General features: G+C 42.8%; 13 protein-coding genes. 11 read left to right on the forward strand and 2 right to left on the reverse strand.

Annotation, left to right across the window (positions count from 1 at the left end):
• The first annotated feature begins 47 nt into the window (after window positions 1-47).
• The 9 genes from JMX75_RS09770 to msrA all read left to right on the forward strand — a co-directional run bounded on the left by JMX75_RS09770 (window position 48) and on the right by msrA (window position 12,085).
• Window positions 48-908: a hypothetical protein gene (locus JMX75_RS09770; protein WP_201532180.1), complete on the forward strand. Its 861-nt coding sequence runs from the start codon at window positions 48-50 to the stop codon at window positions 906-908.
• 167 nt (window positions 909-1,075) lie between these two features.
• Window positions 1,076-2,185 carry a 3-phosphoserine/phosphohydroxythreonine transaminase gene (gene serC / locus JMX75_RS09775; protein ID WP_201532181.1) on the forward strand — a complete coding sequence of 370 codons (1,110 nt, stop codon included), beginning with the start codon at window positions 1,076-1,078 and terminating at the stop codon, window positions 2,183-2,185.
• Window positions 2,186-2,439: 254 nt separating this feature from the next.
• Entirely contained in the window at window positions 2,440-4,272 is a 1,833-nt protein-coding gene (locus tag JMX75_RS09780) for an extracellular solute-binding protein (protein WP_201532182.1), read from the forward strand.
• 94 nt (window positions 4,273-4,366) lie between these two features.
• Window positions 4,367-5,146, forward strand: a complete 780-nt coding sequence (gloB, locus tag JMX75_RS09785; RefSeq protein WP_201532183.1) for a hydroxyacylglutathione hydrolase — start codon at window positions 4,367-4,369, stop codon at window positions 5,144-5,146.
• Window positions 5,147-5,237: 91 nt separating this feature from the next.
• On the forward strand, window positions 5,238-6,305 hold the full coding sequence (gene yejB, locus JMX75_RS09790; protein WP_181209899.1) for a microcin C ABC transporter permease YejB: 1,068 nt from the start codon (window positions 5,238-5,240) through the stop codon (window positions 6,303-6,305).
• 23 nt (window positions 6,306-6,328) lie between these two features.
• The gene (locus tag JMX75_RS09795; protein WP_201532197.1) at window positions 6,329-7,387 is read left to right on the forward strand and encodes an ABC transporter permease; all 1,059 of its coding nucleotides are present in this window, start codon (window positions 6,329-6,331) and stop codon (window positions 7,385-7,387) included.
• A 1-nt stretch (window position 7,388) separates the two neighbouring features.
• Window positions 7,389-9,071: an ABC transporter ATP-binding protein gene (locus JMX75_RS09800; RefSeq protein WP_201532184.1), complete on the forward strand. Its 1,683-nt coding sequence runs from the start codon at window positions 7,389-7,391 to the stop codon at window positions 9,069-9,071.
• A gap of 209 nt (window positions 9,072-9,280) precedes the next feature.
• Entirely contained in the window at window positions 9,281-10,666 is a 1,386-nt protein-coding gene (locus JMX75_RS09805; protein ID WP_227673163.1) for an iron-containing alcohol dehydrogenase, read from the forward strand.
• A gap of 168 nt (window positions 10,667-10,834) precedes the next feature.
• Window positions 10,835-12,085 (forward strand): peptide-methionine (S)-S-oxide reductase MsrA, encoded by a 1,251-nt coding sequence (gene msrA / locus JMX75_RS09810; RefSeq protein ID WP_201532185.1) that lies wholly within the window; start codon window positions 10,835-10,837, stop codon window positions 12,083-12,085.
• Between the two features lie 124 nt (window positions 12,086-12,209).
• Here msrA and folE read toward each other — a convergent pair whose 3' ends face one another.
• Window positions 12,210-12,806 carry a GTP cyclohydrolase I FolE gene (gene folE / locus JMX75_RS09815; protein WP_227673164.1) on the reverse strand — a complete coding sequence of 199 codons (597 nt, stop codon included), beginning with the start codon at window positions 12,804-12,806 and terminating at the stop codon, window positions 12,210-12,212.
• 362 nt (window positions 12,807-13,168) lie between these two features.
• Here folE and JMX75_RS09820 point away from each other — a divergent pair, with 362 nt between their 5' ends.
• Entirely contained in the window at window positions 13,169-13,975 is an 807-nt protein-coding gene (locus tag JMX75_RS09820; RefSeq protein ID WP_201532187.1) for an enoyl-ACP reductase, read from the forward strand.
• A gap of 111 nt (window positions 13,976-14,086) precedes the next feature.
• A complete protein-coding gene (locus JMX75_RS09825) occupies window positions 14,087-14,782 on the forward strand; it encodes a YoaK family protein (protein WP_201532188.1) in 696 nt (231 codons plus the stop codon).
• A 48-nt stretch (window positions 14,783-14,830) separates the two neighbouring features.
• Here JMX75_RS09825 and JMX75_RS09830 read toward each other — a convergent pair whose 3' ends face one another.
• Window positions 14,831-14,992, reverse strand: a complete 162-nt coding sequence (locus tag JMX75_RS09830; protein ID WP_011513753.1) for a hypothetical protein — start codon at window positions 14,990-14,992, stop codon at window positions 14,831-14,833.
• Window positions 14,993-15,267: the final 275 nt, after the last annotated feature.

Raw genomic sequence — 15,267 nt, forward strand, 5'->3', positions numbered from 1 at the left:
GTAAAAGCCTGTAAACCCATTTTAGATAAGTAGGATAGTAGAGTCGCATGAGTGATATCCAAGACCCGCAGCTGGTATTACAGCACCGTGTACAGCAGCGTCAGATTTTAGCGATGATGGGTATCAATCAGTGGGTGCATCCAAGCTCAGAAACTCTTAATATCAGTGATATTGCAGCATCTACTGTCATGCCCAGTATGACTCAGTCTGATTCTACTTCTAGCAACGTCAAGACACAGCCAAATAATGAACAGCCAGTTGTCAGCATCGTAAATCCAGATGAAGAAAACGTTGAAATATTAGATAGCAGTGCTGACCATAATGTCTCTGCTTATCCATATAATGAAGCGGGAACTGACGACCTCCAAGATATAAGCGCGCATACCTTTAACCAGCAAAGCCCAGTTACTTATAATTTTGATGCAGTCAGCCCTGATACCGCAGTTGGTTCTAAGACAGATACGGTCGTTCAACAAGACGTTGCCCTGTTTGATGAGCAGGTATTTTCTAATGACAATCATTATGACCATACCCTTAAGGTAGCACCGTTCGACTTACAAGGTGGTCGTTATGGCGATTGGGTAATCATTGCTGATATTCAAGCGCTTAATAATGACAGCCAAAAACTGTGGCAAAATATCACACAAGCGCTATCAATCTCTTGTGAGACAACATCATTCCCTATCTGTGAAGGCATGGATACGGCTGAGCTTGCCAATGCCAGTTTTGCTGGACATGTCTTTAAAATTGGACGCTGCGAAGAAGAAATAAAGGTGTTGGCGTTGACTGCGTTACCTGAAGGGCTTGAGCATCCCGATTTGACTGCTGCACCAACGTTAGATGAAATGCTTACTGATAGTCGCTTAAAGCGCACGCTTTGGGAGATGATTTCTGGTTCGGCTGATTAATAGTGAAAGTTTTGATCATTTTTTATAAGCAACATAGTCGTTAGCCAATAAAATAAAAATGTAAGAAGTATTTCAATGGTTAACTTTTAAATCCCATAAGTTTTAAATCCCATAAGTTTTAAATCCCAACTAACAACGATGATTTTATCATATTTAGGATAATGATTATGACTACCAAAGCCACTCCTAACCGTGTACCTAATTTTTCAGCAGGCCCTGCTACTATACCGACCGCCGTGTTATCACGTGCTCAAGAAGAGTTGCTAGACTGGCAAGGACGCGGCGTATCGGTGATGGAAATCAGCCATCGTAGTAAAGAATACATCGCGATTACTGAAAAAGCTGAAGCCAAACTGCGCTCATTGATGGATATTCCAGACAATTATAAAGTGCTGTTTTTGCAAGGTGGCGCCAGCTTACAGTTTTCAGCCATTCCATTAAATCTGTTAAATGGTGGACGCGGTGACTACCTCACTACTGGTGCTTGGTCAGGAAAAGCCATTAAAGAAGCGCAGCGTTATGCTAATTTAGGTCTTGGTGAAGTTAATCTGGTGGCAACAGGCAAAGACAGTAACTTTACCGACGTGCCAGACCAAAGTGACTGGAACCTGAGCGAAGATGCGGCGTATTTCCACTACTGTGCCAATGAGACCATTCATGGTTTGCAAGTATTTGAGCCACCGAAAGTTGATGCGCCTATTATCGTTGATATGTCATCTTGCATTTTGTCACAACCGATTGATGTATCTAAATTTGGGATGATTTATGCTGGTGCGCAAAAGAATATTGGTCCAGCTGGGCTAATTATTGTCATCATTCGCGAAGACTTATTAGGGCAGGCAAGTGAGTGGTGCCCGCTACTCATGAACTATGAACACCAAGCCGAAAAAGAGTCTATGTCAAACACGCCAGCGACGTACTCTTGGTACTTGGCAGGGCTGGTCTTTGATTGGTTAGAAGAGCAAGGCGGCGTTGCTGCTATCGGAAAAATCAATCAACAAAAATCGGATTTGCTCTATAAAACGATTGATGATAGTCGCTTTTATAGCAATCCAGTCGACCCTAAGTATCGTTCTATCATGAACGTCCCGTTTACGTTGGCTGACAGCAGTCTTGATAAAGTGTTTTTAGAAGAGTCAGAAGCCGCAGGTTTACTGCATCTAAAAGGTCACCGCGATGTTGGCGGTATGCGTGCTAGCATCTACAATGCGGTGTCGCTAGACTGGGTACAGCAACTGGTCGACTTTATGATTGCGTTTGAAAAGAAGCACGCTTAAGTCAGTACAGTTTTTGGAAAAAAGACGCACTTTTATGAGTTGCGTCTTTTTTTATGAGCATTAATGCTTATCATTGGTGAATAATGTGTCATTGTGTCATAGAGTCACTTTCACGCTGCAAACCATTAGGTTAAAAAATCTAAGTTTGTTATGATAAAATTTTGCGGCACTTACTGCTTTACATATAGAGCAGCACTTCAGTCAATTATCATCATATTCATTGGGCTAGCACAGGGGTTTGTTATAACTTTATTATGATAAAAAATACCATGCTAAAAACTGTCCTATTAGTGACCATGGCGAGCTGGATACCAGCCAGTATCGCGGTGCCGATCACTACTACTGCGCTTGGTCATAATAGTCCTACTGAATATATCAACGCCCCATTTATGCCGTATGCCAATCCAAATGCGCCCACCGGTGGCACGTTGTCGCTTGATGCGCGCGGTACTTTTAATGCGGCTAATAAATGGATGACCACGGGGGTAGCAATGGCTGGCACCGACTATCTATATGATACCTTGATGACTGGCTCATTAAATGAAGCTTTTACCATGTATCCGCAGCTGGCAAGTAAGGTCACTTATGACCCTGATGATACCAGCTGGATTATTTATCATATCAATCCTGCCGCACGCTTTTGGGATGGATCACCGGTGACCAGTCATGATGTAAAAGCCACTTACGACGCGATACTGAACAAAGGGCCGATGTATATTCGCAGCTATTTGGGGGATATTAAAGACATTCAGATTATTAATAAACAGCAAGTAAAATTTGTTTTTGCCTCTGATAAAAATAAAGAGATTTTATTAACGGTTGGTCAATTTCCTATTTTTGCCAAGTCCTCTATCGATGCTGATTTTGAAAAAATTAGCCTAACGCCATTGATGGGTAGCGGTCCTTACAAATTAGGGCGCGTTGATGCGGGACGGGCGGTCAGTTATGTGCGTGATCCCAATTATTGGGGTCGTGATTTGATGGTCAATCGTGGTCGTTATAATTTTGATATGATTAAGTTTGTCTACTATCAAAGTGATGAGATTGCTTTTGAAGGTTTTAAATCGGGTCAGTATCGTTTTCGCCCAGAGAACAAAGCGTCTAACTGGGCAACGGGTTATAATTTCCCCGCAGTAAAAGCAGGTCTTATTAATAAAGAGTCAATAAGCAGTCAAAATCCAGTGCCGATGCAAGCACTTGTCATGAATATGCGTCGGCCCATCTTTCAAGATATTCGTGTCCGTCAAGCATTAACCGCAGCTTATGATTTTGAGTGGATGAATAAAACCTTATTTCATGGGCAGTATGAGCGTTTGCAAAGCTTTTTTCATGGCTCAGAGCTTGCCGCCACTGGCACGCCGACAGATGCAGAGATGCAGGTGCTAAGTCCATTATTATCTAAACTTGAGCCAATGCAGCGCAAAGCAGTATTAATGGAGTGGCAGCTGCCAACCAGTGACGGTAGTGGCTTTAATCGCGAAGGGTTGTTAAAGGCGCGGCAGCTGTTGCTAGATGCTGGATTTTATTATGAAGATATGAAGCTGTATCAGCCGGATGGCAAGCTTGCTCAGATTGAAATTTTAATGACAGGCGAAACCATGGGTCGAGTGTTGTTGCCTTATATTCGTAATCTAAAGCGTTTAGGCTTTGATGTGACGCTACGCCAAGTGGATGGTGCACAATATTATGAGCGTGTGCGTCGTTTTGATTATGACATGGTAGTCGATGTATTCGCCCAGAGCTTATCGCCTGGTGCTGAGCAAGCGGCATTTTGGGGCAGTGCGGCGGCTGATGAGCCTGGTAATCATAATACGGCTGGCATAAAAAATACCGCTATCGATACAGTAACAGCGTTGCTTGCCAATGCTAAAAACCGTGATGAGATTGTACTCTATACTCAGGTGCTCGATCGCCTGCTGCGTGCAGGTCACTATTTGGTGCCGTTATATGGTAAGTCTAGTACCAATGTCGCATATTGGAATCAATACCGTCATACTGAAAAGCTGCCATCTAATGCCATCGGTATTGATTACTGGTGGACGGATAAAAAAGCAGAAGCACGCGTTAATCAATATTTAAAACAGTAATCGACAATGACAGTAAGTGACAGTGACATTAAAAGTAATTTGAAAGAATTTAATAGACATTAGCAATAAAGATAACCACTGGTAAGGATTTAGTATGAGTATTCGTATTCACCCAATTAAAGCGTTCAATGACAACTATATTTGGACATTAATCAATGAGAGTAACAAGCAAGCCATTGTTATTGATCCGGGTCAAGCGGCACCAGTCGTTGCTTATTTAGAGGAAAATGGATTAGAGCTGACGTCTATCTGGACGACTCATCATCATCATGACCATATCGGCGGCGTTGCAGAGTTACAAGAATCGTATCCGATGACGCATCTGGTTGCGCATACTGAGCATAATGTCGATGAAGATCAGACCATAAAGGATGGTAGTACAGTAAGCGCGTGGGGCTGCTCTGCGCAGGTATGGGATGTGTCCGGTCATACCGCTAGCCATATGGCTTATATATTAGATATCGATGGCCTTAAGCATTGCTTTTGTGGCGATACCTTATTTAGTGCTGGATGCGGACGTGTGTTTACAGGAACGATTGAGCAGTTGCATGACAGCTTTAAGCGTCTAAATGGACTGCCATCTGAGACGCTGTTATATCCTGCACATGAATATACTGCTAGCAATCTACGTTTTGGGTTGTCGATTGAGCCTGTTAATGAAGCGATGCAGCAAGCTTTGGCACAAGCAGAAGACAAAACCGCACAAGGCATTCCGACGCTCCCCGTTACTTTAGGACATGAACGTGCGATCAATGTATTTTTACGCACGCAAGAGCCGAGTGTGATTGCAGGTGTAAAGGCTCAGTTTAATACCGATGATGATAAATCTTTGACTGTATTTGCAGCTCTACGTGAGCTTAAAAATAACTTTTAAATTCTAATCAATGCTTTGACTGACGCTTTGATAGTTATTAGCTGCGCATTCTTTCTATTGCCATATTTCTTACTATTAGGAAGCCGCCATTATGGGTCGTTATATCTTAAAAAGGTTGTTATTGATATTACCGACGCTATTTTTGATATTGCTGGCGAATTTTGTCATTGTACAAGCAGCGCCCGGCGGTCCTGTTGAGCAGCAATTCGCCATGATTGAGCAAGGTGCAAAAGACAATGCCTTGGGCGGTAATATTGGTGCGGGTAGTTCAGGTAATAATAGTACGTATCAAGGCACGCGCGGCCTATCAGAAGAGATGGTGGCGGCGATTAATGCACAATATGGCTTCGACAAATCCGCGCCTGAGCGCTTTTGGCTAATGCTAAAAAATTATGCCCAGCTGGATTTTGGGGAGTCGTTTTTTAAAGGGCAATCGGTCACTGATTTGATTATCGAGAAGCTACCCGTTTCAATCTCGCTTGGGCTTTGGAGCACGCTGCTGATTTATATGATAGCGATTCCACTAGGGGTCTATAAAGCCATGCATCATGGCTCAGGGATTGATAAAGTCACAGCCATGCTACTAGCTATCGGCCATGCGATTCCCGTTTTCGTATTTGCCGTTATATTACTAGTGTTTTTTGCAGGTGGCAGCTACTGGAATATCTTTCCACTGCAAGGCTTGACCTCTGAGAATTTTGATCAATTGAGCGTGCTGGGTAAAATCAAAGATTACTTTTGGCATTTGGCGCTACCGCTGCTAGCAAGTACGGTTGGTGGTTTCGCTGGCTTGACCTATTTGACCAAGTTTAGCTTTTTAGAAGAGCTCGGCAAGCAATATGTGCTTACTGCTCGTGCCAAAGGCTTGGGTGAGCGTCAAGTGCTATATGGACATGTGTTTCGTAATGCCATGCTGATTATTATCGCCGGTATTCCAGCGGCTATCGTTGGCATTTTCTTTGCCGGTAATTTCCTTATTGAGATTATTTTTAAACTTGATGGTTTGGGCTTGTTAGGTTTCGAAGCCATTCAGCAGCGTGATTATCCCGTGATATTTGGCACGCTGTTTATTTTTACCTTGGTCGGACTGTTATTACAGTTAATCAGTGATTTAAGTTATCACTTAATTGATCCCCGTATCGATTTTGAGGGGCGCTAATGTCAAGTCATCCATTACCTTCAATGCACTCAAGCGCATCTGCTATTGCTATAGAAAAAAAACGTCGCCTAAATCCTATCTGGCAGGCGCGACTTAATCGCTTTCGTCAAAATCGTCTTGGTGTCATATCGCTATTCATTTTTGCCTTGATATTTGTCATCTGTATGGCAGCAAATGTGATTGCCAATGACAAGCCGCTACTTGTACAGTATCAAGGCAATTACTACTTCCCCGTACTAAAAGCCTATCCTGAGACGACTTTTGGCGGGGTGTTTGAGACCGAGACCAATTACAAAGATCCTGCGGTACAAACACTGATTAATGATCAGGGTTATTATGTGATGCCGATCATTCCGTTTGCTGATCAGACGCCAAATGTTGAGCTGGGTATTCCATATCCAGCGGCACCCAATAGCCAGAATTGGCTTGGTACGGATGACTTGGGTCGCGATGTGCTGGCGCGTATACTGTATGGCATGCGAGTGTCATTATTATTTGGTCTGGCATTGACACTTGCCGGTGCATTAATTGGTATTATCGTCGGTGCGATACAAGGTTATTACGGTGGTTGGATAGATTTGGCTGGTCAGCGCTTCATGGAGGTTTGGGGCGGTATGCCGCAGCTGTTTATGATTATTATTTTGGTCAGCTTATTTAGCCCTAGTATTTTTATGCTATTTGCGATGATGTTATTGTTTGGCTGGATGGGATTGGTTGGTTTGGTACGGGCAGAGTTTTTGCGCGCGCGTAACTTTGATTATGTGCGTGCGGCGCGTAATCTGGGGGCTTCCGACAGCCAAATCATGCTAAGGCACATCTTGCCCAATGCCTTAGCATCAAGCTTGTCACAGCTGCCGTTCATTTTAACGGCCAATATTATTGCGTTAACAGCGCTAGATTTCTTAGGTTATGGTTTACCGCCTGGGTCACCGTCGCTGGGTGAGCTGATGGTACAAGGGAAAAACAACCTTGATGCGCCTTGGCTGGCTTTATCGGGATTTTTTAGTTTAACCTTTATTTTGTCGTTGCTCATCTTCGTTGGCGAAGCACTGCGTGATGCCTTTGATCCGAGGCGCTCTTAATATGACAACTGAGAATATGACAACTGCTACTGAGCAAAATAGTCTTTTAAATGACAATCATAGCAATATATCAAATAAGCTCATGCTGACAGTGGATAAGCTTAACATCGCAACTACTTTGGGTACTGTTTTAGTCGATAAGCTAACGTATGAGCTCAGGCAAGGTCAAACACTAGCCATCGTTGGTGAATCAGGCTCTGGTAAATCGATCGCAAGTCTTGCGCTATTAGGCTTGCTCCCAGATAGCTTGACCGTTACTGGTAAAGTGCAGTTAGCAGATACATTGGGAATGACTACATTACCGATAGCCAACGATAGAACACGTAATGCAGCTCTACGTGATGTACGTGGTCAGCGCATCGGCATGGTGTTCCAAGAGCCAATGACAGCGCTTAATCCATTGCATACAGTTGCCAAACAAATTGCAGAATCGCTCCGTCTAATCGGAGTATCCAAAAATCAATGGCATGAAAAAAGTATCGCCTTGTTAAATGATGTCAATATCACCGATCCTACTGATAAGCTAAATCGCTATCCACATGAGTTATCGGGTGGTCAGCGTCAGCGGGTGATGATTGCCATGGCATTAGCGCAGCAACCTGACATCTTAATCGCTGATGAGCCAACCACTGCGCTTGATGTGACCTTGCAACATGAGATTCTCGCTCTATTAGACAATCTTAAACGTCAGCATGATATGGCGATGATATTGATTAGCCATGACCTCAATCTGGTCAGGCGCTACAGTGATGAAGTCATCGTTATGCGTCAAGGGCAGACTATTGAGCAGGGTAGAACGGCAGCGGTATTTAGTCAGCCTAAAGCAGAATATACCCGCTCGCTTATCAAACAAGAATTTGGACAAGCATTAGATTTATTTGATACTGAGAATCAGCAACCAACTGTATTGAAAGTAAATAACTTGCAAGTACAGTTTCCAATTGAAAAAAGTCTGTTTGGTGGTACCAAACGCTGGTTCGAGGCTGTTAAAGATGTCGATATGAGCCTGCAAAAAGGTCAGGCATTGGGCATCGTTGGTGAGTCAGGCTCAGGGAAAACTACCATAGCGCTTGCGTTAAGCCAGTTAATTAGCAATCAAGCGCGTGTCAGTGGTCAGATAATGGTGAATAATCAAGATATTGCGGCGTTATCAAAACGTGATTTGCGCACCTTCCGCTCACAGATTCAAATGGTTTTTCAAGATCCATTTGCCAGTATTAATCCCCGTATGACTGTCATGGAAATCGTCGAAGAAGGGTTGTTAGTACAAGGCGTTGTTAAAGTATCACGTCAGCAGGCAGTAATGAGCAGTCTTGCTACCGTGCATTTACCGTTAGAGTTTGCGCAGCGTTATCCGCACGAGTTATCAGGTGGTCAGCGTCAACGGGTGGCTCTGGCTCGCGCACTCATTATGCAGCCAAGTCTCTTAATATTGGATGAGCCAACGTCTGCGCTTGATAGCACTACGCAAGTCACTGTAGTGAATTTACTACGTGAAATTCAAGAAAAATTGCAAATCAGCTATGTGTTTATCAGTCATGATTTAAAAGTAGTCCGTGCTTTGTGTCAGCAAATTATAGTGTTAAAAGAAGGCAAGTGCATTGAGTTTGGGCGTACCGAAGACGTGTTTAATAATCCACAACATCCGTATGCAAAGCAATTATTTCAGGCGAATGTGATATAGCCTAAGTAAATGATACTAAATACTCAGAACATAGCAGTTCATACTAATAGCGACATACCAAAAATCGCAATGGTACAATAAGTTTGGACAGTAGTTTACTTTATATAGAACCTAGTCCTATGTATATTATTTGAACCTTGATTTATTCGGTTAGTTCAAACGGTCATTATTACCATTAAAAGCATCATTAAAAAAGGATTTTTATACCCATGAAAAAACAAAATAGTATTGCTAAATTAGTAAGTAATAAGTTAGTAAGTAATAAGTTAGTAAGTAGTAAGTTAGTAAGTAGTAAGTTAGTAAGTAGTAAGTTAGTAAGTACCGATGGATTACAGCATGCTGGCTATTTAGCCGTTGCCAAGACACGCGCCAAAGTACTAAAAGCCTTCGCTTATGTTATCCCGATTAGAAGACCGATGTTATTCGTCGGCGAAAGCTCTTGTGATGAGCTATGCGACATGTTGATTAATGAAGGTAGCACCAATGTCTTTATCGTCACTGATGCGGTATTGAATAAGCTTGGTATACCTGCAAAAGTCACTGATTATCTAGATAGCAAAAATATCCGCTATAAAGTCTATGACGGTATTACGCCAGACCCTACTTTTAAAGTGGTTGAAGAAGGGCTACGCATCTCCGTTGATGCTAAATGCGATTCTATTATTGCTATCGGCGGCGGCTCTGTGATTGATGCAGCTAAAATGATTGCTATGTCACAAGGCAACAACTGCAAGCCGCAGCAACTTATCGGCATACTCAAAGCACGAAAGCCTTCTGTACCGCTGTACTGTGTGCCTACAACTGCGGGTACTGGTTCGGAAGCGACACTTGGTGCAGTTGTATCAGATGATAAAACCCATCAAAAAGCACTATCTATCGACCCAAGAATGGTGCCATTAGCCGCCGCTATTGACCCAGTTATTATGAAAGGGATGCCGGCTCATATCACAGCGGATACGGGTATCGATGTGTTGACCCACGCCTTAGAAGCTTGGATGAGTGCTAATGCGAGCGTCGAGACCGACTATTATGCGGCTTCTGCGGTGAAGTCAGTTATGCAGAATCTGCCAGTAGTATATAAAGACGGCGGCAATCTCAAAGCCAGAGAAGCAATGGGCATTGCCGCTCACTACGGCGGTATTGCCTTTAATAAAGCGGGCCTTGGCTATGTCCATGCCATCGCTCATCAGCTTGGTGCGTATTATAGTATTCCTCATGGTCGCGCCAATGCCATCGTGTTACCTTATGTACTTGATGTCAATCGTCAGGCAAGCAAAAAAAGACTGGCGGAGCTGGCTAGAAAAACGGGTATGGTTGAGGATGGTCAAGCGGGCAAAAGTAATGCTGTGATTGCAGATCATCTTATCGCTCAAGTTCGCGAATTGATTGCCACTTTAAATATCGATCCAACGGTTAAAGGTATGAAAACCACTGACTTTGATAGCATTGCTAAAGCCGCAGCTAAAGAAGTCAGTGATACCTATGCAGTGCCAACATATTTGTCTGCGTCTGAAATCAAGAGCATTTTAACGAAGATTCAGCAAGCCAGTGATGAGCATGCCGATACTGATGTTAAGAGCGATAAAGTTGCATAGATGATTTGCTAAATGAATAACCTAGTGATGAATTAATAAAAAGCTTATTACCGAAGGGTAATAAGATTTTTTTATGGCCATTCATTAAATATGGTGTATATAAACAACACTTTAGGAATATTTCTGTGAGACCCAAGGGTTACATGATATTACCCTTAGGAGCCTTTCATGACACACCGATTATTAGTGAATTATAAATTACCAGCTAAAGTCGTGGGCATGGCGATAGTAGCGAGCAGTGTCTTTTATGTCGGTTGCGCCTCCACTGAAAAACCGCCTACGATAAAAAATGTTTCGATTGAAAATCCTTATGCGCCTACCGACCCTAACTTAGCAGTAGCAACGGTCGCTGGTGGCTGCTTTTGGTGTGTCGAGGCGGGTTATGAAAAGATTCCTGGTGTGGTAGAGGTAGTGTCAGGTTATACAGGTGGCGAATCTAAAAATCCAACTTATAGTACTGTTTCAGCTGGTGGCACAGGGCATACTGAAGCGGCTCAAGTTTATTATGATCCGACCAAGATTACCTACAATGGTATTGTTCAAGCCCTATGGCGAATCGCTGATCCTACTGATGATAAAGGTCAGTTTGTAGATAGAGGCACCCAGTATCGCCCAGCTATTTTTTATAATAGTGAGCAAGAAAAGCAGATAGCCGAAGCTGCTAAGCAATCGCTGCAAGCCTCTGGCGTCTATAAAAAGCCAGTCGTAATCGAGATTGTGCCTGTTAGCGAATTTTATCCAGCAGAAGAGTATCATCAGGATTATTACAAAAAGAATCCACTACGTTATAAAGCTTATACGTTTAACTCTGGTCGCTACCAGTTCATTGAAAGTGTCTATGGTAAAAAATATGAGTTGGATTTCAACCAATTCAAACCGACTGTAACCAGTGCAAAGTCAGAAATGTCGAATACCTCGTCAGCTGCAGTAAAGCCGTTGACAATTAAGACAAGTGCAGGCTTTGACCCAGATACCTTTGTAAAACCGACAAAAGCTGATCTTAAAAAATCACTAAGTGACATTCAATATAAAGTCTCTCAGGAAGATAGTACTGAGCGCGCTTTTGATAACGAATATTGGGATAATAAAGAACCTGGACTGTATGTCGATGTAGTATCAGGTGAACCATTATATTCGTCTCGTGATCAATACAAGTCCGGTACAGGTTGGCCGAGCTTTACTCGTCCACTGAATGCTAGCTTTGTCGTGGAAAAGGCAGATCGAGGAATATTTGGCACCCGTACCGAGATTCGTAGCCGTTATGCAGATTCACACGTCGGTCATGTATTTGACGACGGTCCGGCACCGACGGGTAAACGCTATTGCATGAACTCAGCAGCAATGCGTTTTATTCCACTGGCGCAGATGGAAGCGGCTGGCTATGGTAAATGGATTAATGACGTAAAATCAGCTAGCTAGGCATTGTTTGACAATCTTTAATGGCTTTTCAACATTGTTTAATGACTGAAAATCGTGAATAGTTTGCATTAAAAAAGGATACCTAACTAGGTATCCTTTTTTTAAATTTAACGTTTTTAGTCTATTAAAAAGCAGGTTTACGCTTCGGTACAGCATCTAAAAACTCATTGCGCGCTTGATTGTCATGTACATACTCACCTAACATCGACATTGTGCGCGTAGTAGAGTGTTGCTTATTGACACCGCGCATCATCATACACATGTGAGCAGCATCCATTACTACTGCCACACCGCGGCAGCCCGTCACATCCATAATCGTCTGCGCTATTTGTTCGCTTAAATTTTCTTGAACTTGCAAGCGACGAGCAAACATATCGACGATACGAGCAAATTTAGACAACCCTAACACTTGACCGTTTGGTAAATAACCAATGTGTGCTACACCGTGAAAAGGCAACATATGGTGCTCGCACAATGAATAAAACTCAATATTCTGCACCAATACCAGCTCACGGTTGGTCGATGGAAACAAAGCGTCATTAACGACTTCATCTAAGCTTTGATGATAGCCTTTGGTCAAATGCGCAAATGCTTTGGCAGCACGTGTTGGGGTATCTTCAAGTCCTGGACGATGCAAGTCCTCACCCGTTGAGGCGATGAGCTGGCGATAGGATTCGATGCTTTCTTGGTAGTCTGATGCTATTGTTGCAGTATTGCTCATAAGTTTGGCAGCCATCCAAAATGTGGGTGTAGCTTAACGCTAAATCCTTAGTTACAAACAATGGTTGTAAAGGATTATTATAAAAATTGTGCAAGCTGGGAGGGCTGTGATTATACTCGAAATCTACTTAACTTCATACTGCTGTAGCCGGTAGTTCACCGTTTTATCAATATTAAATGGTATTATTGAGCGGGATTAGGCATTAATACAGTGTAAGCAAATACAGTTTACGACTGTTTACTTAAATCAATTCGTGTATAATAACTCATCTTTCAATTGATACTTCCACTCGCTATTTGTTAGCCAACTATTAAAAATAATCGATCATTTAAATGACCTAAATTGACTTAAAAGGAAATATTATGCTATTACAAGGACAGCGTTTTGTTGTTACAGGCATCGCTAGCAAACTATCTATCGCTTGGGCAATCGCTGAAGCACTACATCGTGAAGGCGCGTCGTTAATTTTGACTTATCCTAATGATAAAATCAAAAAACGGGTAGATATGGCGGCTCAAGCATTTGAGGCTGACTTAGTCCTTGAGTGTGACGTGGCATCAGATGCGTCTATTGCGGCTTGTTTTGAGCAAGTCACTGCCCATTGGGGCGATGGCATCAATGGCGTAGTACATGCAATTGGCTTTGCACCGATGGATCAGCTTGATGGTGATTTTGTCAATGCGACAACCCGTGAAGGCAGTCATATCGCCCATGATATCTCAAGCTATAGCTTTGTGGCATTGGCAAAAGCGTCGCGTGAGCTACTTGCTATGCGCCACGGCTCAATGTTGACGTTGACTTATGAAGGCAGTATTTCAGTATTGCCAAACTACAACGTCATGGGTATGGCAAAGGCGAGTCTTGAAGCCAGTGTTCGCTACCTTGCAACTTCTATGGGCGGTGAGGGCATTCGCGTCAACGCGATCTCGGCAGGCCCTATTCGTACGCTTGCCGCCAGTGGCATCAAGTCATTCCGTAAAATGCTTGATATCAGTGAAAAGATTGCACCTCTACAGCGTAATATTACTCAAGCTGAAGTCGGTAATGCCGCGCTATTTTTATTGTCGCCTTGGGCGTCAGGTATCACTGGTGAGATTATGTTTGTTGATGCAGGCTTCAATACGGTTGCGATCAGCGAGCAGCTAATGATGCTTGATGAGCCTAAATAGTTAAAAGGCAATTCTCAACGATATATAATGAGAAGTAAGGAAGGCAGCCAATCGGCTGTCTTTTTTGATTATACTATGGGTTTTTTGCTGATAAGCCATTAAGCGACGAATATGATAACCAAATTACCAAGATGGATATTGTGGGGTGGCGCCGTATTGGCATTCAGTGCAGGCTGTGTCAATACGGCAGCATTAATGGGTTTTACCAATTTATCTGTCTCGCATGTGACAGGTAACGTAAGCTTGTTTGCCGCTGCCATCGCTTATCTAGACATTCGAAGCCTTTTATTTATCGGCGCGTTACTGCTGTCGTTTTTGGCAGGGGCAATTTTGAGTGGCTTTGTCATTGGTCAGACATCATTGAAGCTTGGTCGACGTTATGGCAATGCGCTTTATATTGAAGCGGCATTATTGTTAATAAGCTATTGGTTATACCAGCAGCATGATTATCTAGGACAGCTTGCCGCTGCTATGGCATGTGGCTTACAGAATGCCATGGTTGCCACTTATAGCGGTGCAGTGATTCGTACCACGCATTTAACAGGACTAACCTCAGATATGGGCGCTGCCATCGGTAATTGGCTGGCGGGTCGTCGCATCAGTAAGCCAACATTAGGTTTTCAGGCGATTATTTGGTACTGTTTTTGCGCTGGCAGTGCTGTAGGTGCTTTTTTATATGCCAGAGTGGGCTATGGTGCGTTGTTTTTGCCTATTACTATTGTTTTGAGCGCAGCCTTCGTATACAACTATGTATCAGACAATCTACCAGAGAAAAGACAGCCAAGAAAAAAGCGCCCATCAGTTTGATAAGCGCTTTTTCATTTTTAAATTTTATTTCAATAGAATCCAAACAGACTACTGATCGTCTTCTTTATGGTCTTCATGTTCGTGCAACCCTTGCATCATATCTAACGCAGAATCGTCAGTACGCTGCTGATCTTCTTTAGCCAATCCATCTTGGTTGATGTCTTTTGGTGCCATTTTCGTCGTTGAGTCAGTTTTGTTGTCATCTGCCATGAGAATCTCCTATTTGTTTTTATTAACGTTCTTCACCAACTCAGTATGTGATACAGCTTATGAGTTGTACAGGGAAGATATGAACATATTTAGTGACGGTATGTAACTTTGTATCAAACTGACTTCTGGTTTTTCAAAATAGACTTAAATCCATACCTATAAAGCCAATTAGTTTTGGGTAGATGAAATAAAGAGTATATTTCTGACAAGGTTATCAATATGTCTATATTGATAATAATTTTGTGGATAATATTTCTGCTATGATGGCACCTTGT

The sequence above is a fragment of the Psychrobacter sp. LFX-11D genome (assembly GCF_904846475.1).
Taxonomy (GTDB): Bacteria; Pseudomonadota; Gammaproteobacteria; order Pseudomonadales; family Moraxellaceae; genus Psychrobacter; species Psychrobacter cryohalolentis.